The sequence below is a fragment of the Rhodospirillaceae bacterium genome (assembly GCA_018662005.1).
In the GTDB taxonomy this organism is placed as follows: domain Bacteria; phylum Pseudomonadota; class Alphaproteobacteria; order Rhodospirillales; family JABHCV01; genus JACNJU01.
This window is the reverse complement of the sequence record JABJHA010000018.1, coordinates 1-18,495: the sequence shown is the minus strand read 5'-3', so window position 1 is coordinate 18,495 and position 18,495 is coordinate 1. Positions and strand designations below refer to the sequence as shown.

Here is an 18,495-nt window from a genome sequence, read left to right as displayed (position 1 = left end):
CTGCCCCATGACCATTTATTCAATAAATACTCGCATAGAAACCAACATGGGAAAACGACAATGCGAGCCTACGAATTCCTTGAAAACAGAGAGCCGCCATCAAAACCAATAACATTACGCGGACTTCATAAGATGAAGCTGGAACAAAAACGCCACCAAGCAGCAGAAATAGAACGCCATAACCTCATGCGGATTATGTACTCGGAGCAACCATCCGAACAGGAACAGATTGACCTTGAGAAACAACAACTCGAACTGGCGCAATTGCGAGCCGATATCAACGCCACAAATGTAGAAACTGCATTCAAGTCCGCCATCGCTCTCCACAGTTCCGCCCAATCCGGCATAGACTCAAAGACAAAAAACCAACAAAAATTCAATAAAACCATAAAATCCGCCCTCGGAAGAGACCTTAAACCCTAACTCCACCGACAAAACACCCCGACGTCGCCGACACAGGCACCAGGAGGGGCTTTGTCTGGTTTTTAGCAACTACCCCACATCTCAGAAGGACAATGCGCATTCTGGGTTGTTTGTCGCTACATTATTGATATTGCTCAAATAAGTGCTCCACCCTTCCCACAACAATCCAAACATTTTTGACTTTACTCAGATTCCAGTGAGAGCGAACGTCCGGTCATAAAACGGGATGGAAGGTGCTGTAACACCGACCACCCCTTGGCAATCACCACAAGGAGGTACCCTTGTCATGACCACCCAGAATCTGATTTACGCCAGTCCCAGTGACACAGCAATAACTGGATATATTTTTACCGACCTTGGTTCTTACCACGGTGAATATGAACACCGCCATTGCCTCTACGGAACGGAGAACTACGAACTGCAAATCATCAGGGGCAACCAGATCGATCTGGAACTTTTCGCTGGTTTGGAAATCACCCAAGCCAATCTGATCGTTTGGTTTGATGAAATCCAACATCTGACCGGTACCGAGAAAGTGGGTTTATTCTTTCTGGTTCACGGGTGCAGTTATGATCTGACCACTGCACTGGAAATCACCCAAGACGGAATGACCATCTTTAACGGTACCAAGGAAGAATGGATTGGCGCATGGATTGAGAAAACCGGTTTCTTCCACGGCATCTCCGAGCAATTCCACGCTGATTTCGACACTGCCAAGTTTGTACTGGACTGTGAGTCCGAAGGTTGCTTGCGTGAATTCACGTTTGCCGGTGAAACCTGGTGTACCAATCCGCTTGCTTATTAAAAATCTGGGTCACCAGTATTATCTGCTTAATCTTTTTAGCCCCGCCATACGCTTTTCTAAAAGTTTTTCTGATTCTTCAGGTGATAGCTCGTCTTCGATTTCCACTTCCCTATCAGCACCCAATTCTTCCCCAGCCGTCCTTGTTATTATCAGGTCAGCAATAAACTGCCTTCTGATTTGACCATCTGAGGGTACACGGTTTTCACTTCTGCATTTCAAGATGGCATCATAAAGCGGAAGAGCATCATCATTAAGTAACTGACGGTCAGCCGGTGATAGCTTTTCGTACTTGTTGCCAATCTTATAGCCAGCCGCCATTCGGACTGCACGTTTTTCAAGATTGTTCAGTTTATTAAACTTCTTTTTTCCGATCCCAGATTTGCCAGCCACCTCATCTAGGTATTTCAGATGCTCGTTCTCTGTCATAGATGTCCTAATTTCATCAGCCTTTTCCCTGTCTATAGCTTCATTCTCTCTTTCAATTCCTCGCCTCAATTCACCTGCTGTACCATCTCCCTTATCCTGAGAAATATCATGCCTTGGAATTCCACTAGGAATTTTAGCAGACATTCTGTTCATCCGTTCGTTATAGGCATCACGTAATCGACCATCCAGTTCCCGTTTTTCAGAATCAGTTAACTTCAAATCCAGTTTGGTGAACTGCTCGTCTGGTAAGGATTTTTTATTGGCGATACGCTTAGTCAGCTTTGCAAGGTCTTCGAGAACCTGTTCTTCAGCCATCACCGAGTTCCTTCCACCCATAATTCGTCACTGATAATGCCATCATCTGATGAATTACATTATACATCTGGATTGGCAATGCTGCCCGGTTAGTTCATTAGCCCCTGCAAGCCACTTTAAGGTGGCCTGGGCGCTGTTACATATGTCTTGGGGGCATAGTGTGCTTACCGGTTAGTCGCTTATACTGGTGCGCTTATTCCTTATCTAAATTTTCCACGTACTTTCTGGAAATGTATCACAATACCATTATTAATAGGATTACCTTTACCTTCCCCAAGACCAATACCTACCCCATAGATATGTAATATCTATTGTGATACGTTTTGCCCTTGAAGAAGACAAAGATAAGTCCGTCCCGGCGGGTTTGGCGTTGCCTTTTTGCTTCGCAAAACAGCCAATCCAAACGTCTTGGGACTCCAATTTTTCAAATTCATTATTGCCTTTCGGCAACAAGCACCTTTGAAACAACTTCGTTGTCGTTTGAACCTTGTTTAGTTCTTGTTTATGGAAGCGGCAAAATTCAGCCATAAGCGGCAACCATCATTTTGCCGTGATTCAACTTCTTTGCGGATGGCGTATGAGTATTCCTGTTGCCGGACTCATAAAACCTAAATCGCTGGCAGAATTTCCATACTCGGGATTCTTCTTGTCCCTTGTACTTCTTATGCAATCGCGTAACGGCCTTCTTAATGGCCTTGCATTCATCGGGATCGTATTCTTCCATTAGTTTTGGAATGTCTGTTGTTTTAACGGCCAGCCGTTCGTTGATGATCGACTCTGCGTTTTTTAGTAACGTGTTACTTCTTGAAATATAATGGCCGGGGACCCGGTTGATATAATTTGTTGCCCTATTGATAAACACCCAAAGGGTTTTCATATCTTTGGCGGTGATATTTTCTTCTGTAGCTCTGAATGCCAGCGTTCTAATCCATTTTAGATATTCCAGCATTTCCTTATTTTCATATGTCATTTTCCTTGTTCCTTGATGTGCGAAGCCCCCGACTAATGTGGATTAGGTCGAGGGCTTCTTATGTTTTCCAAGGAACAGAAAACGATTCATAAAAATAGTACTGTTAGTTCTGTTCCTTTCAATCCGAATCCACTCGGTTGTATATTTATCATTACATTTTACTCTATTGGAGTAATACCTGACTATATCTTTGTCTGTTATGTTCCTCCCGGATGTTTAATTCCTGGAGCACTTATATGTCTGAGAGGTAGTTATGTGATCAGATATGGTGTAAAGAAAATGGACGCCATTTATGGACGGTATTATTAAATAATTCAAATTGACTGGCCTACATGGGAGAGTTAGTCGTTTACACATAAACTGGAGCGAAAGGGATATTGGAATGGTAACGTTCAAACTTGCAAATGCTTCTAAAAGCTACAACACCAATGTCAAAAAAGACCCGATTGATAACTTCTGTGCAATTCAAGAAGATCAGAAAAAGGCGTTTGAGGCTAAAAAAAGGGGTAAGACAGTAACCAACGCGAGAGGTAAAGAAGTTAAGCCCAATTGGTTCGAAGGCAAAGACGGTGTCTGGTTCTATACCTTGAAGTACGGCAATCGGAAATTGGACGTCAAAGGCAATAACTCTGTTGAAGTTGGTACCGACAAAAAGCAAATCCCTGCCGCCATCGATTGGGTGATCTCAGAAGCCAGAGACGGCATGCTCACCAAGGTCATTCAGGCTGTGGCTGTTGATTATTCCAAGAATAAGAAAAAATAACCTCAAAACCCAAGCAATAAAAAAGCCCCACCGTGCACTGTGGGGCCTTTTTTATGGGTAGTTGGGTAGGGGTTAGTGCATAATTGATTCACCCTTCAACACCATAAGTAAATCATTGATTAAATCGGTGCCTTCACCATTCCATCCAATGGGGTAGTTAACCACGTGGATATCGTGAGTCATCAAAACAATCATAGCAGCCAGAATACCCTTTATATCACGTTGGGAATCAGGCAATGCCATCTGTTGGTGAATCAAATTTTTTGCTTCATCGATAGCTTCGGATGAATCATATTCGCAACCTTCTTCTATCATTGATAAGAGGTGTTGCTTGGCTCCATCAATCATAGCAAGGCGGAAGTTGTATCTATCGTTATACAGCCTAAAATCTGTACAGCCTTCTGGCACACCTGATTCATCCTTAAGCTTCATATTGCCTTCTTCGTAGGCAATAACCGATGCTAAAGCCTGAATGGCATAGGATTCTGCCTTTTTCTTGCTGGGATGGGGGTTGGCATTAGGGGTGCCTATAATCCAACCATCACCATCATCAACGAGCCGCATATCGGCATACCATCCACCATTTTTCGGATAGATATAAATGCCAGATACATTCTCACGCTTATAGAATCTATCCATATCAGCAATCATTGAATGGGTGTTTACAGAAGTAGATTCGCCACCCTTCTTTGCCATCTTCCTAGCTTTAGCCAATGCCTTACCCATATACTTCTTCGTTAGCTTTGCAGCCTGCCGAAGGTTATCTGGATCAGTGTAATCGTATTCATAAATATTCATCGTATTTTTCCTTATGTTACTAAAATCTACATCAATCATATGATGTATTGGGTAGCCCATGGCTTGATGGCATATCATTAAGGGGCACCACCTTGCCTTGCTTGCAGATTGGGCTTCTATCTGCTTGTATTAAATCGCCCCATATCAACATTCCTTATCTGTTACACCACACGATTGCAGCATATTCATATGTTAGATGAATGTGATTAGCATTCGCCAATCGCTTCAACATCTTCTAGATTATCATTACTGTTATTGAAGAAATCTGCCTGGGTACCAGCACCAGTGATGTAGATAATCTTCTTCGGCTTGGGGATTCTATCGAATATGTATTCGATATTTTTAACACCAACTTCGCCATTGTTAGAAATCTTCATATGGATAACCGAAGATGGCGGCAACCCATTATCTGGAATGTGGCGTTGGGCATCGTTGAATAATCTAGCGGCAACCCTATTCATTGGAATAAAATCATCACCAGATTCATCAATCACTTGGGCATCTACGATACGATGCCTAAAATGCTTAACTTTATGGTACACTTCTGTTAGTGCGTTACATAACGCACCCCCAAGTGCTGGCGCTTCTTCTATATCACCAACAATCGTACCATCATCGGCATACAGCACATCTTCTAATGGCGTATTAATGGCATCTTCTATAAAAGATGGTGTAAATGCCATAACGTATGCCACCTTCCTGTACGATATTATTAACTTATTCATAATCATAACAATAAATCCTTATTCAATAATGCGGCGGGTATATTTTTAGTGCCCCCGCCACATAGGCACATCTTCGTTGTTAGTAGGCATATACTTCATAGGCATCGATATCTTCCTTCGCAGCATATTCTTCAACATCCATTGGGCTGTTAAGTTGAATATCACCATTCCACAACATATCTTTAGCCTTCGCCTTGGCTTCTTCTTCACTGGCTGCTTCTACAACTACATCGTAGTACGCACATACATCCCAGCTTAGATTTACATTATAGCTATCCATTTTTATTCACCCCCTTCCGGTGGTACCTGTTATGCCAACATTATTGTGGGCATTTCGTTTTTCTATATTTTTAGGATACTACAGTCTTAAAATCTGACAATTTGAATATTTTATGTTTAATCATAAATTATCCTAATTATTTGTTATTAAACATATTTTTTCGTACATATTACTTTTTATGAGAAATTCATACGGTATATGTTTTTTGGTATATTTTTTAGCCTATTGAAAATCTTGACTTAATTGCGTATAAAAATATAGTTTTTGTACGAATTTTAAAAGAAGTTACACTTTGGCAAAAAAAGCAAGTAAGAAGGCTGTGGGGTATATACGTGGTGCTGTATGGAGGACAGGCTGGGCACCGGACAGCGGCATGCAAGGAGGATTGATTTCAAAATATATGAATGACAAGAAGTTTGAAAAGATAGCACTGAAGGGCGAGGTTCAAAAATTTACCAAAACCACTAGAAACCCCAACAAGGTGCTTAATGAACTAATCGAGATTTGCGAAAAGGAAAATGCCGATTTTATTTTCTGTGATATTGGCTACTTCCGCCGCAACCAATATTTCAACAATGTCGTCTATCAAAGGAGCCTGCTTAAAAAGAAAAGTTGGAAGTTTATCCAACTCCCACAAAGCAACAGAATTATTGATGCTATTCGTAGGTTTAATAAGGCCAGACGAAAAGAAATAGTAAAACACTCTATTGCCAATCCCAAGCCAGAGGACAAACCTCAGTTTAGGTACGTTTCACCCATCACCAAATGGCAAGATAGATGGGACATTAGTGAAACCAAGAAAAAGAACTATACCCATTTGGTTCATGGTGAATATTCAATTTGCGATGTGATTTTGGAACATGCCGAAAAGGGCTTGTCAAATTACCGAATAGCTTGGGAATTAAATGATCTTTTGTATCGAACTCCCACAGGCATGGAGTGGACAGACGAATCTGTTCGGAAATTACGAAACATGATGGCAGGAAAATATGAACATGATCGTGGACCTAAAAGGAAAGGTGACCATTTCCTTTCTTTCATGGAGGCTTGGCTTTCCAAGCCCACTGTTAGTTAATTAGTGTTTATTGTTTTCCACATTACGGATAGAGCCGCTGCACAGAATACTATTTTCTCCATTTCTTATTGGAGCCCATGAAATCACAATAATTTTTGAGGCAGCATTAAAGAGGGATTATATTGATTGTTTTACTACCATTGAGTTATAATAGCTTACAAGTGAAACACTTAATTTTGAGGAGTTTTTAACAATGAGATTAAACAGATATGAAAGGATCCAGCACTAAACTAGCCGAGCCTGAGCAAGACCAAGGCTCCATCCAAGTACAAGCGACTAACGACAATATTCCAATTGTCGTAAACCTTACACTCCCCGCCGATTTTCTTGACTCTATCCCCAAGCAAAGCCCTCGCCTGTTATCAAGGCAGCATGCGGCAACCTATTGCGGCGTCAGTCTCGAAACCTTTGACGATTATCGACGTCGAGGTATTGTCCCCGACCCTGTCGATGGCACCGCACGATGGGATATCAAGCTTATCGACCAATGGCTGGATAGAGCCAGCGGCATCGTCTCCGACATGGCAACGCCACTGGATGAATGGAGGACTCAGCGCGATGGTTAGAATTCATCTAAAGGGGGTGAACACGGCCAAGAAACGTCTCGCCGATGGCTCTGTCAAAAAATACTATTATCACCGTGGCACTGGCAAACGGATCAAAGGTGAGCCCGGAACACCAGAGTTTGTTGCTTCCTATGCTGAAGCGGCCCAACGGGTACCAACAGATACCGGCACGTTCTCGTCACTCATCACAGGCTTTCTTGAATCTCCAGAATTCAACAAACTGGCCGATAAAACCCGTAAGGATTATCGCCGATATCTGGACGGCCTGCGTGATAGGTTTGGCACCCTTCCCATCGAAGCTCTGTCAGATAGGCGTATCAGAGAAGACTTCTTTGAATGGCGGGACCAGTACGCTGATAAACCCCGAACAGCCGATTATGCATGGTCAATATTAAGAAGGATTCTGTCATGGTCTTATGACCGGGGGAAAATCAATATCAACCACGCCATCAACCCAGGACGGCTATATGACAGTGACCGAAGTGATTTAATCTGGCTTCCTCATCATGTAGAAGCCTTCTGCAAGGTAGCATCAGATGAATTGAAACTTGCCTTAATGCTGGCAGCTTTCACAGGTCAGCGCCAAGGCGACTTACTGAAAATGACGTGGGGACAATATGACGGTTCTTGGATTAACCACCGTCAGAGCAAAGGCAAAAAGAAAGTTCCCGTTCCAGTCCATCGTGACCTCAAGAAAGTTCTTGATCGTGTGCCGCGCAGGTCAACGCTCATCTTGACGACACCCAAGGGTGTACCATGGAAATCTGATTGGTTCAGGAACCAATGGGGCAAGACTGCCAAAGCGGCTGGTATTAGAGAGCTTCATTTCCACGACCTCCGTGGTACGGCTGTTACTATGCTGGCTGAGGCTGGCTGCACCCCTCCCGAAATTGCAGCCATAACAGGCCATTCCATGAAGCATGTAGAAACCATTCTTGGGAAGTATATGGCGATGACACGTGAACTGGCCCAATCGGCGATGACCAAGTTGGAAAACTCTGGAAGGATTGAGTTTTCGGATTTGGTTTGATAAAAGCCGACATTGATGTCAGCATTACCCTGCATTAGCGGAAGTTTATCGTGGGTGTGGTTTTGGTCTGTTCATAGCCAAAAGCGGGTATCTACTTAGCCTCGAAGTCTGCAAGGAAGGGGGGGGAATTTGCGCAGCCGAAATGATGTTCTGGTATGTTGACATTGATATCTTGGTGGTAGATTTTGGATAGACGGCAATGCTTAAGGAGAGAAGCTCATGAGTCCTAGTAGATTCCCGCGATGGAGCTTGGGGCTGGTGATTATCTGTTTGCTTATCGCGGTGCCGTTCACCTATTTCCTGCGTTCCGGTCAACCGGATCATGTGAATCCGGCAGCGGGAATTCCCTTGCGGGCCACGCATGTGAGCCACAGCGATATTGTAAAAGGCCCATTTAAGAAGCCCCAAGACGTCACCCGCGAATGTCTCACTTGCCACAAGGGCGCGGCCAAGCAGGTCATGAAGACTTCCCACTGGAAGTGGGAATCCAAGCCGTTTGATATTCCCTGGCGCAGCGAGAAGGTCTCCATTGGCAAGATAAACCAGATCAACAATTTCTGTATCGGCACCCAGGGTAACGAGAATAAGTGCATGTCTTGCCATATTGGTTATGGGTGGGAAGACGGTCGTGAGGCGGCGCTGTCCAATCCGGAGAACGTGGACTGCCTGGCCTGCCATGCCGACACCGGTACGTATGGCAAAGGTGCTTTCGGCAACCCTGGCAAGGACGTTGACCTGCTGGAGGCCGCACGCAGCGTGCGTACACCCACCCGCGAAAACTGCGGCAAATGCCACTTTGACGGTGGTGGCGGTAATGGCGTGAAACACGGTGATCTGGATGAGAGCCTGTACTTCCCGCGCCATTCGCTTGATGTACACATGGGCGGAAAGAACAACATGCTGTGCATCGATTGCCACGTCACGAACGAGCATCAGATCAAGGGTCGCCTCGTCGCCGACAACTTCACGATCGAACCCGATGAACAGGTGTCGTGCGTGCAATGCCACAAGGGTAAGGTGCACGAGGACGAGCGCATCACCACGCATTTGAGCGCCGTGGCATGTCAAACATGTCACATCCCCACCATCGCGCGCGAAGAACCGACGAAGGTCACGTGGGATTGGTCGAAGGCTGGGGACGGCAACCGCGAGGAAGATCACTACGAATACCTCAAGATCAAGGGTGAGTTCACGTACAATAAAAACTTCGCCCCCACTTATCTGTGGTTCAACGGCAATAACGCCTACCGCTACTTGCTGGGTGACGAGATTGACAAGAAGGGCCTGACCTACATCAACAAACCTGACGGCTCGATCGGCGACCCCAAGGCGAAAATTTTCCCGTTCAAGGCACACACGGCGAAGCAACCCTATGACAAAGTTTATAATTACCTGTTGCAACCCATCACCTCGGGAGAAGGTGGTTACTGGAAGGACTGGAGCTGGGATAAGGCGTTTGAACTGTCCACACCCATCACCGGCCTGAAATACAGTGGCCAATACGGCTTCACCAAAACCGTGATGTACTGGGCGACGACCCATATGGTCGAAAAAACGGATTCGGCGCTGCAATGCGCAGACTGTCATGACAGCGCGGCCAATCAGTCGACCAATTCCACGCGACTCGATTGGGCGGCACTGGGCTATCCGGGTGACCCCATTCTCTGGGGTGGAAGGAAACTGCCATGAGCCATTTCAGCCGCCCATGGGCCCTGCGCGCCAGTATCTCTTCACTCTTAACGCTGATATCGCTGACAGTTTTCGTGGTGTGGACAACCGTGGCTGCCGCGAAGCCGTTGCACCCCGATATAGCTTTATTGGATGCCCAGGGTGAAAACGTGTTGCACAGCGGCCAGTCTGTGTCGACCATGCAGACCTGTGGTCAGTGTCACGATACCGATTACATCGCCAAACACGCTTTCCACGTGGATCTTGGACTGAATAGTTTCGGCATGTCTCAAGAGAAATGGGACGGTGGCCTGGGCTATTTCGGTCACTGGGATCCGCTGAGCTACCGTTATCTCTCGCGTTCGGGTGATGAGTTGCTGGACTTGTCTACCTCCGGCTGGTTAATGACGCGGGGCGACCGTGTGGTGGGCGGCGGTCCCGCCACCACGTCGCGCAAAGGTTCGGCGTTGCTGGACGTCGTTCCTGATGCAACAAACCCCGAGGCGTCGTTGCTGGCTGATGACGGCAGCAACCTGCTTTGGGACTGGAAAGCCTCCGGCACCATGGAGGTGAATTGCTTCCTGTGCCATATCGCCAGGCCCAATCTGAAGGCCCGCAAACAGGCCATTAAAGATGGCTCTTTTGGCGCGGCCAATACCGCCACGCTCGAAGGACTGGGTATTGTCGAGCGCGCACCCGATGGCAAAGACTGGAACTGGAATAGCGCGGCCTTCCTTGCGACGGATTTGCTCGATAGTCAAAAACTCGGCATTCAAGACCCTACCAACGAGAACTGCGCAGCCTGCCATGGCTTGGCCCATCAAGGTGCCCGCGGTGCGCCGTTGCAGGTGAGCGCGTGTGATCCGTCGCAACCGCAGACGGCTTTAACCGGTCAGGTGATTTCGGGCCAACGCATGCACTTGTCCGGCATGAACCTGGCGGATAAGAACACCCTCAACCGGCCCTGGGACATTCATGCCGAACGTCAGTTGAAGTGCACCGACTGCCACCACTCGCGCAACAACCCGGCGCACGCCCGTGGTGTCTTAAGCAATCGGGCCAGCAAGCACTTGCTCTACGATCCGCGCACGGTGGACATCGGCGACTACCTGATCAAACCCGATCACGATTTCGCTCGCGGCCCGGGTGCGAACAGCGCCTCGAAAGCCGGCCATGATGAAATGCGCCGCTGCACCAATTGTCACGACGCCGATGCCAGCCACGCCTCCTGGCTGCCTTATGTGCAAACCCACATGTCCACCGTGGCGTGTGAGTCCTGCCACATTCCGCACCAACATGCACCGGCCATCGCGTCGTACGACTGGACCGTGCTCACCGCCAACGCCGAGCCGGTCAAGACCTGTCGTGGTATTCAAGGGGACCCGGGTGACATGCGCTCATTGGTGGATGGCTTCACACCGGTGTTGATCAGTCGCGAGATCGGTCAAGACCGTGCGACGTCATTGGCGCCATACAACCTGATCACATCGTTCTACTGGATTTACAACGACTCCAAAGGCAACACCCGGCCCGTGCGGCTGCAGGATCTGCAGATGGCCTATTTCGGCAATACCAACGGCCCAGACCGTGTATACTTGGCGTCCATCATGGAGGTGTTTGACGCCGACAAGAATGGCCAACTTGATGCAAAGGAACTTCGCATCGACAGCTCGGCCAAAGAGACGGCTGTAGCCGGTCGCCTGAAGGCGCTGGGCCTAAACAATCCGCGTATGGATGGTCAGGTGCAACCATTTGCCATCAATCACGGTGTGGCGCGTGGCAAGTTTGCGCTCGGCGATTGCACGGCCTGCCACGGTGATAATTCTCTTGTGCAGCAAGGCATGGAACTGGCTGGCTTTGCACCCGTGTTGCCGCATATGGCGCCCAGGGGCAACGCCACGCCTAAGGGCTTGGTGCAACGTGCCGACAATGGCTCGCTATCCTATCAGCCCGTTCCGATGGCCGATGGTCTCTACCTCTTCGGTGCCAACCGCATTGCTTGGGTCGATGTCGTCGGACTGCTGGCGTTCTTTGGTACACTGCTGGGTGTGCTGGGCCATGCGTTGTTCAGATTTCTGACCGGTCGCAAGAACCTTCATGCACCGCTGGAAACCCATCCGGTTCATATGTATGACGCCTACCGCCGCTTCTGGCACTGGTTGCAGGCGACCAGCATTGTGCTGCTGCTTGCCACGGGTATCGTGATCCACAGGCCCGACTTGTTCTCGTTGATCTCGTTCCCGGCGATGGTGACGTTGCACAACGTGCTTACCGTGTTGCTGACGGTCAATGCCGCGCTGTCGTTGTTCTATCACCTGGCCACAGAGCGCATGCGCGAATATCTGCCACGTCCGCACGGATTCATCGACGATTCGATCCTGCAGGCCAAGTACTACATCTCGGGCATATTCAAAGGTGAACCGCACCCGTTCGAGAAATTGCCTAATGATCGCATGAACCCAATCCAGAAGCTCACGTACTTCGGTGTACTCAACGGTTTGCTGCCCCTGCAGATCATCACCGGTGCGTTGATGTGGGGCATTCAGTACCAGCCGGACTTGGCTGAAATGGTGGGTGGCTTGCAAGTTCTGGCGCCCTTGCACACACTGCTGGCATGGTTGTTTGCCACCTTTATCGTCGGCCATGTCTACCTTACCACCACCGGCCTCACCCCACTTGAAGGCATTCGCGCGATGGTGACTGGTGTCGAAGAAGTCGAAGACCACGAAGATTCATGAAATCAATGAGCTTGGAAAATTGCCAAGGAGGAAACCATGAGTAATTTATTCAACAGACCCGAAAAGGCTTATTTGCACCCGTATTTCGCCGGGGCCATTTTGGGCATCGTGCTTTTCCTTGCGTTCCTGCTCACCGGAAACGGCCTGGGCTCTTCGGGTGCCACCAGCCGACTGGACGCAGCGATCGTTGACATCATTGCGCCCACCCATGTGGACAACACGCCGTACCTGCTGAAGATGGCCGGTGGCGACCACAATCCCTTGAACGACTGGATTTTGCCGGTTTTTTTTGGCGCGTTATTCGGTGGCTTCTTGTCAGGGCTGTTGAACGGCCGTCTTAAGTTCGTCATCAACAAAGGCCCTAACATTTCCGACGGCACGCGTCTGGCCATGGCCTTTCTGGGCGGCATGATCTTTCTTTATGGTGCACGCATGGCACGGGGGTGCACGTCGGGACAGGCATTATCTGGAGGGGCCACGCTCTCGGTCGGCTCCTGGGTGGTGATGCTGTCCATTTTTGCCAGTGCGTATCTGTTGGCGCATTTCGTGCGCAAGCTTTGGAACTGATCGCGTGATTAGTCTGCAGACATAAGGAGCCGATCATGACATTCCCTCTCGAGATGCTCTCCTCCGTAAGTGTTGACAACCCGGTGTCATACCTGGTGTTTGCGCTTGTGGGTGTCGCATTTGGTTACACGCTGGAAAGCGCCGGATTTGGCGACTCGCGTAAGCTGGCAGCTCAGTTCTATTTTCGCGAATTTACGGTACTCAAGGTGATGTTCACCGCGATTGCCGTGGCGTCCGTACTGTTGTTCGGCGCTGTGGGCCTGGGTATCCTCGACCTGCACCTGATCTGGGTCAACCCCACCTACCTTGGTTCGGGGATCGTCGGTGGCTTGATTATGGGCGTAGGATTCATCATTGGCGGTTTTTGCCCGACGACCTCGCTGGCCTCATCATCCACAGGCCGCATCGACGGCATGATGTTCATGGCCGGTGGTTTTGTTGGCGCGGCGTTCTTTGCCGAGACGGAGCTGCAATTCGACTATTGGCACAACAACGCAGGCTACCTGGGGCGTTTCACACTGGATCAGCTGTTTGGCCTGCCGGCCCCGGTTATCGTATTGATCATCGTTCTCGTGGCGATTCTGGCGTTCTGGGGCGCCGAACAGCTCGAGCGCATCAATGGCAAGAAAGACCTGCGCAATGAGCCGGGGCTGCGGAAGGTCGGTGCTGTCGTTTTGGCGGCGGCGGCGGTTGGCGTGGTGATGATTGGTAGCCCGACCTTGGAAGACAACTACCAGAAACTGACCTTCAAGCGCACCGAAACGGTGGCCTCCAAGGACAATGGCAAAGCCGATCCCGTGACCCACGAGTATTCAGCAGACGAGATGTTGGCCAAGCGCCTTGCATTTGTCTCCCCGGCAGAGGCGTTCAAGGTGCAATACCAACAATCGCTCAAGCCGGTGTATTTGGATGTGCGAAACGAAATCGATTTCAACTTGTACCACCTGGATGGTGCGGAGCATGTGCCGATGGAGCGATTGCCCGACGTGGTGCAGAAATTGCTGGCTGAGCCCCCCTCCAACACGGTGTTCATCACCATGAGCAACGACGAAAAAGCCGCCGTGCAAGCCTGGAAACATCTGGTCGCTAGTGGCGTGCAGAATGTTTATGTGCTGGAAGGCGGGGTCAACAACTGGATCGAAACCTTTGGCGAGACAGACAACTTGCAGAAAATAGTCTCGGCGGTTGAAGGCGATGATCAGTTGCACTACGTGTTTGACGCGGTTCTGGGAGATCGCTACGCCTCGTGCGCTCCCAGCCCGATCGAGAACGAGGCATTGAAGTTCACACCACGCATCGTCATGCAGATCGGACGAGACAAGTCCGGTGGTGGTTGCGGTTGATTACTGTCAAGGGGTGGTGGAATTCGAATACCAATTCTTAGGGTCCATAGTCCGGATTGGGTCAAACTCAGAAATCAGGCCCTACCCTATTTCACTTCCGCTTAGCCCCCTGATTCCGGACATCCGTATTTCAACCTCATTTCATAGTGAAATACTCATGTCTCAACGCTATCAACCCCTAAAAATCCTTCGCTAAGAGAACACAAAATGAACGGTTTTTGCAAACCGGCTGCAAACCGTCGCAATAAATTCGGAAAGAACAAAAAGAAAACCCCTGATTTCACTAATGAAATCAAGGGTTTATTTGGTAGGCGCTGAGGGATTCGAACCCACGACCCGCTGATTAAGAGTTAGCGGGGCTACCTTTTACTGCCTTTTATTATTTTTTAATAAGGCTTTCTAACTGAGGTATTCAGGTGTATTTTAATGGTTAGACTTTTAGGGTCTTTTACCAAGCTTTACACAGAAACCTTATTATAACCTTATTAAAATGGCAACTATCAAAATAACTAAAGGCAGCGTTGACCAACTTCCCCATCCACCAAAGGGGCAAGTGCTCTATATGGACGGAAGCATGAAAGGGTTTGGTGTTCTCGTTAGCGCCAAGACAAAAACGTATGTCGCCCAGCGGGACATAGGGGGACGTACAGTGAGGGTAACGCTTGGTCGGCATGGCGACATGACCACATCACAGGCCAAGGCTGAAGCAGGCGATGCCATTGCTTTAATGCGTAAGGGCATTAACCCCAACAAGCAGAAACGGGCAGAACAAGGGCAATCCATAACATTACAGGAAGCAGCGAACCTCTATCTGGGCGGCAATAAGAAGAGAGCCGATAAAACACTCAAGTGGTTTAACGACTCCATGCGTCTTCACCTTAAGGATTGGCTGGATAAGCCCCTTGCAGAAATAGATCGGAGAACAGTCAATACTCGCCACCGCCGCATCGGTAAAAAGAGTGGTACCTACGCTGCTAATTCTACCATGCGTGCGTTCCGAGCCGCATATAACCGTGCCATGAAACAACATGCCGACTTGCCAACAAACCCAACAATCAACGTCGATTGGTTTGAAGAGAAGCCACGCAAGACGGCTATCCCAGCGGAACAACTTGCTGATTGGTATAAGGATGTCACAGCGTTACCAAACCCCATCCGCAACGACTATTATTTATTTGTTCTATTTTCTGGATTGCGTCGGCAAAGCGCAGCGGAAATTCGCTGGGAACATGTTGACCTAGCTAGTGGCACCTTGCTGATACCAAGCCCTAAAGGTGGGGAAGAACGTGCTTTTGTGTTACCTCTTTCAGACTTCATGCTCGAAATTCTTAACAGAAGAAAAGCGGATAACGGCAAGCTCGTTTCTAAAAGCCCTTGGGTGTTTCCATCTCCCAAGTCTCAGGCGGGGCATATAGCAGAGCCTAAATTAAAGCCAAATCAATCTGCCGTTATGAAAGTCCCATTCAGCATCCATGGGCTCCGGCACACTTGGATGACGGCAGCAAACGCTGCGGGGTTATCCCCATATGATATCAAGATGTTGGCAAACCATGGCTTGCCTAAAGGAGATGTGACGGCTGGATATATCGATGCTCACTTTGATGCCTTGAGAAAGCGCCAGCAAGAAGTGACCGATTACCTTAAAGGGTACATTTTACAGTAATACACACAACATTATGTTATCCTATTGCACCCCACCACTAAATACAGTATATAATCTCTATGCCTAAGCGCCTTAGGCTTTAAATGCTGGTCACTCGTCAGCGGCGCAACATATTAAGAGCGCCAATCGTGGGCACGATGGAAATACCGCACGGTTGGTTTCCCCCAGAGTCTAAAGTGGGGATAGGCTAACTCCATCTGGCAATTCTAGCCATACCTGTGAAACTCAGGGAAGCCCCGCTCCGTAACATCAATCTTATTGATGGTGCGGGGCTATTTATATGTCTGTCTCGCTCCAAGGAGACAGAAAATGAACTCGTTAAATCCAGCTTCCGAACAGGAACCCCCCCCTCGTTATTTTAACACAAAGCAAGCGGCTTCTTACCTCAACCTATCCCAGCAATATCTTGAAATCGCCCGCCACAAAGGTGGCGGTCCGCTTTACATCAAGCTAGCCAAAGCAGTTCGCTACCGCGTCGAAGACCTTGATGATTGGATGGACAAACACACACAGAAACATACTGCTGACACAAGTTTTCCTGATACTTCTCCTGAACCCATCTCCCAACTTGGACACAACGACGGCCCTCCCCTAGACGATGATGCCAAGCGTTACGACACCCAAACCCTCAAGGTTGGGAAGAAATTGCGTTGTGACAAAAATGGATAACGATGACCTTCTTGATATCCCTACATTTCTTGATCGGCGTTCGCACGTTGATATGGTCAACATTGATGCCGCTCTGGATAACAAAGAAAACAATAGTATTTCTGCTGTAAGCAAATCAGAACTTCAAAACGTCAGCCCCGATGACTTCATTGACAGTATCTTCGATGGCAAGGAGGCAGAAGAACTCGTTTGCGTAACAAAACCGATCAGCTTCAAAAGCAAGTCTACTGGTGACACAGTTAACACATTCACCAACCGCTCTATAGGTGATCCAGAGTTCCGTTCGTTTCAGGCTGGCAATAAACCTGCCGACTGGTACATGTGTCTCTCCTCCGTTGATATCCCGGCGAAAGATGAAAAGGTCAGACGCCGTAGGGAAGACATAAAATTTACATATTGCATCGTTTTAGATGACGTCGGCACCAAGGTTAAGGAAGATGACATTCCGCTACCGCCGTCATGGAAGATGGAAACGTCACCTGATAACTATCAGTGGGGCTACATTATTTATCGTGACAACCGGCAAGCCAAAATTGAGGCACTGATTGATGCGTTAATTGCCAAGGGAATGAGCGATCCCGGCGCTACCGGCGTATATCGTATCGTAAGACTTCCCGGCAGCATCAATATGAAGCCAAAGAATAATAAATTCCCTGCCCGTTTGACTGAGTGGAACCCTCAACGGTCCAGTTCTCTAGAAGATGTCGCTTCCGCATTTGGAGTAGATATTACGAACACAGCCGAACGCAAAAAAAGCCAAGGTAATATCACCAACTCCAAACTAGACGGCCACGATGATCCGGTTCTGCAGTGGCTGAATGAAAAGAAGTTGTCGGGAGCGGACAACGGCAAGTTCATAACTGTTGCTTGCCCGTGGCAGTCGCAACATACCGACCAGAACGACGATAGCACCGGATACAGTCCGGTTGGTCACGGTGACGACAAGACGACCCGATATTTTAATTGCTTCCATGGGTCCCATGGTGGTGCTGGTCCTAAGAACACTGCAGACTTTCTGTACTGGGTTGCAGAGCAGGGTGGCCCGAAATGCTCTAACAATGATGAACCAACTTGGCTGGGTGAAATGAACGAGCGGTACATGGTCGTCAATGAGGCAGGGAAGACCTTTGTCTACCGGCCAATAAAAGATACCGTCCTTGAGCGGGATTACATGGAAAGTTCGACTTTTGAAGACTTCAAGAAGAAATACCTGAATGACCGCGTCGTAGCTGGCACAGACAAAAGTGGTGAGCCAATATACAAAACGAAAGCCGATGCTTGGTTAGAGCATCCGAAACGGAAGCAATATCTCGGCGGTGTCGTTTTCGCTCCCGGTCAATTACTACCAGCAGACATATATAATCTTTGGCAAGGCTTCGCCGTTGAACCCGCGCAAGGCGATTGGTCATATCTGAGGGAGCATATCCTCTGGGTGATCTGCAACGGCGAAAAAAAGCTAGACGAATACCTTATCGGCTGGATGGCTAACACGGTGCAGGAACCGGGGAAGCAAGGTGAGGTGGCTATTGTTATGCGTGGTGGACGCGGCACAGGAAAAGGAACATTTGCTAATTGGTTTGGGAAGTTATTTGGCCAACATTTTATGTACCTCACCAACGCGAAACATCTGGTCGGCAATTTCAATGCTCACCTGCGTGATGCTGTCGTTGT

18 protein-coding genes are annotated in these 18,495 nt (G+C 48.4%); 13 read left to right on the top strand and 5 right to left on the bottom strand.

The features are described 5' to 3' along the window. The first annotated feature begins 60 nt into the window (after window positions 1-60). Window positions 61-423 carry a hypothetical protein gene (locus tag HOL66_09225; GenBank protein ID MBT5244416.1) on the top strand — a complete coding sequence of 121 codons (363 nt, stop codon included), beginning with the start codon at window positions 61-63 and terminating at the stop codon, window positions 421-423. A gap of 286 nt (window positions 424-709) precedes the next feature. After that, window positions 710-1,228, top strand: coding sequence for a hypothetical protein (locus HOL66_09220; GenBank protein ID MBT5244415.1), 519 nt, complete (start codon window positions 710-712; stop codon window positions 1,226-1,228). 18 nt (window positions 1,229-1,246) lie between these two features. Here HOL66_09220 and HOL66_09215 read toward each other — a convergent pair whose 3' ends face one another. Continuing rightward, entirely contained in the window at window positions 1,247-1,969 is a 723-nt protein-coding gene (locus HOL66_09215) for a hypothetical protein (protein ID MBT5244414.1), read from the bottom strand. Between the two features lie 520 nt (window positions 1,970-2,489). Then, the gene (locus tag HOL66_09210) at window positions 2,490-2,939 is read right to left on the bottom strand and encodes a hypothetical protein (GenBank protein ID MBT5244413.1); all 450 of its coding nucleotides are present in this window, start codon (window positions 2,937-2,939) and stop codon (window positions 2,490-2,492) included. Between the two features lie 382 nt (window positions 2,940-3,321). Between HOL66_09210 and HOL66_09205 the strand changes: the two genes are divergently transcribed. After that, window positions 3,322-3,702: a hypothetical protein gene (locus HOL66_09205; protein MBT5244412.1), complete on the top strand. Its 381-nt coding sequence runs from the start codon at window positions 3,322-3,324 to the stop codon at window positions 3,700-3,702. Window positions 3,703-3,774: 72 nt separating this feature from the next. Here the strand turns inward: HOL66_09205 and HOL66_09200 are convergent, their stop codons facing one another. The 3 genes from HOL66_09200 to HOL66_09190 all read right to left on the bottom strand — a co-directional run bounded on the left by HOL66_09200 (window position 3,775) and on the right by HOL66_09190 (window position 5,505). Then, window positions 3,775-4,500 carry a hypothetical protein gene (locus tag HOL66_09200; protein ID MBT5244411.1) on the bottom strand — a complete coding sequence of 242 codons (726 nt, stop codon included), beginning with the start codon at window positions 4,498-4,500 and terminating at the stop codon, window positions 3,775-3,777. A gap of 206 nt (window positions 4,501-4,706) precedes the next feature. Then, window positions 4,707-5,183 carry a hypothetical protein gene (locus tag HOL66_09195; protein ID MBT5244410.1) on the bottom strand — a complete coding sequence of 159 codons (477 nt, stop codon included), beginning with the start codon at window positions 5,181-5,183 and terminating at the stop codon, window positions 4,707-4,709. Window positions 5,184-5,304: 121 nt separating this feature from the next. Then, window positions 5,305-5,505 (bottom strand): hypothetical protein, encoded by a 201-nt coding sequence (locus HOL66_09190; protein ID MBT5244409.1) that lies wholly within the window; start codon window positions 5,503-5,505, stop codon window positions 5,305-5,307. A gap of 292 nt (window positions 5,506-5,797) precedes the next feature. Here HOL66_09190 and HOL66_09185 point away from each other — a divergent pair, with 292 nt between their 5' ends. From HOL66_09185 to HOL66_09140, 10 genes are all read left to right on the top strand, one after another. Then, window positions 5,798-6,580, top strand: coding sequence for a hypothetical protein (locus HOL66_09185; GenBank protein MBT5244408.1), 783 nt, complete (start codon window positions 5,798-5,800; stop codon window positions 6,578-6,580). A 335-nt stretch (window positions 6,581-6,915) separates the two neighbouring features. Next, the gene (locus HOL66_09180) at window positions 6,916-7,146 is read left to right on the top strand and encodes a hypothetical protein (GenBank protein MBT5244407.1); all 231 of its coding nucleotides are present in this window, start codon (window positions 6,916-6,918) and stop codon (window positions 7,144-7,146) included. Then, window positions 7,139-8,176 (top strand): tyrosine-type recombinase/integrase, encoded by a 1,038-nt coding sequence (locus HOL66_09175; GenBank protein MBT5244406.1) that lies wholly within the window; start codon window positions 7,139-7,141, stop codon window positions 8,174-8,176. Before HOL66_09180 ends, HOL66_09175 begins: the two co-directional genes overlap by 8 nt. A gap of 219 nt (window positions 8,177-8,395) precedes the next feature. Then, window positions 8,396-9,865, top strand: a complete 1,470-nt coding sequence (locus tag HOL66_09170) for a tetrathionate reductase family octaheme c-type cytochrome (GenBank protein ID MBT5244405.1) — start codon at window positions 8,396-8,398, stop codon at window positions 9,863-9,865. Next, entirely contained in the window at window positions 9,862-12,582 is a 2,721-nt protein-coding gene (locus HOL66_09165; GenBank protein ID MBT5244404.1) for a hypothetical protein, read from the top strand. Before HOL66_09170 ends, HOL66_09165 begins: the two co-directional genes overlap by 4 nt. 36 nt (window positions 12,583-12,618) lie before the next feature. Further along, a complete protein-coding gene (locus HOL66_09160) occupies window positions 12,619-13,149 on the top strand; it encodes a YeeE/YedE family protein (protein ID MBT5244403.1) in 531 nt (176 codons plus the stop codon). A 35-nt stretch (window positions 13,150-13,184) separates the two neighbouring features. Beyond that, window positions 13,185-14,492 carry a YeeE/YedE family protein gene (locus HOL66_09155; GenBank protein MBT5244402.1) on the top strand — a complete coding sequence of 436 codons (1,308 nt, stop codon included), beginning with the start codon at window positions 13,185-13,187 and terminating at the stop codon, window positions 14,490-14,492. Window positions 14,493-14,982: 490 nt separating this feature from the next. Next, window positions 14,983-16,155, top strand: coding sequence for an integrase family protein (locus tag HOL66_09150; GenBank protein ID MBT5244401.1), 1,173 nt, complete (start codon window positions 14,983-14,985; stop codon window positions 16,153-16,155). Between the two features lie 309 nt (window positions 16,156-16,464). After that, window positions 16,465-16,824, top strand: a complete 360-nt coding sequence (locus HOL66_09145) for a helix-turn-helix domain-containing protein (protein MBT5244400.1) — start codon at window positions 16,465-16,467, stop codon at window positions 16,822-16,824. Next, on the top strand, window positions 16,817-18,495 hold a 1,679-nt coding region (locus tag HOL66_09140; GenBank protein ID MBT5244399.1), incomplete at its 3' end, for a hypothetical protein. The genes HOL66_09145 and HOL66_09140, both read left to right, overlap by 8 nt.

Coding starts and splice junctions, on each gene's coding strand:
- HOL66_09205 (MBT5244412.1), top strand. CDS start 3,322: ATGGTAACGTTCAAACTTGCAAATGCTTCTAAAAGCTACAACACCAAT.
- HOL66_09190 (MBT5244409.1), bottom strand. CDS start 5,505: ATGGATAGCTATAATGTAAATCTAAGCTGGGATGTATGTGCGTACTAC.
- HOL66_09155 (MBT5244402.1), top strand. CDS start 13,185: ATGACATTCCCTCTCGAGATGCTCTCCTCCGTAAGTGTTGACAACCCG.
- HOL66_09225 (MBT5244416.1), top strand. CDS start 61: ATGCGAGCCTACGAATTCCTTGAAAACAGAGAGCCGCCATCAAAACCA.
- HOL66_09165 (MBT5244404.1), top strand. CDS start 9,862: ATGAGCCATTTCAGCCGCCCATGGGCCCTGCGCGCCAGTATCTCTTCA.
- HOL66_09145 (MBT5244400.1), top strand. CDS start 16,465: ATGAACTCGTTAAATCCAGCTTCCGAACAGGAACCCCCCCCTCGTTAT.
- HOL66_09200 (MBT5244411.1), bottom strand. CDS start 4,500: ATGAATATTTATGAATACGATTACACTGATCCAGATAACCTTCGGCAG.
- HOL66_09175 (MBT5244406.1), top strand. CDS start 7,139: ATGGTTAGAATTCATCTAAAGGGGGTGAACACGGCCAAGAAACGTCTC.
- HOL66_09150 (MBT5244401.1), top strand. CDS start 14,983: ATGGCAACTATCAAAATAACTAAAGGCAGCGTTGACCAACTTCCCCAT.
- HOL66_09195 (MBT5244410.1), bottom strand. CDS start 5,183: ATGGCATTTACACCATCTTTTATAGAAGATGCCATTAATACGCCATTA.
- HOL66_09160 (MBT5244403.1), top strand. CDS start 12,619: ATGAGTAATTTATTCAACAGACCCGAAAAGGCTTATTTGCACCCGTAT.
- HOL66_09210 (MBT5244413.1), bottom strand. CDS start 2,939: ATGACATATGAAAATAAGGAAATGCTGGAATATCTAAAATGGATTAGA.
- HOL66_09215 (MBT5244414.1), bottom strand. CDS start 1,969: ATGGCTGAAGAACAGGTTCTCGAAGACCTTGCAAAGCTGACTAAGCGT.
- HOL66_09220 (MBT5244415.1), top strand. CDS start 710: ATGACCACCCAGAATCTGATTTACGCCAGTCCCAGTGACACAGCAATA.
- HOL66_09170 (MBT5244405.1), top strand. CDS start 8,396: ATGAGTCCTAGTAGATTCCCGCGATGGAGCTTGGGGCTGGTGATTATC.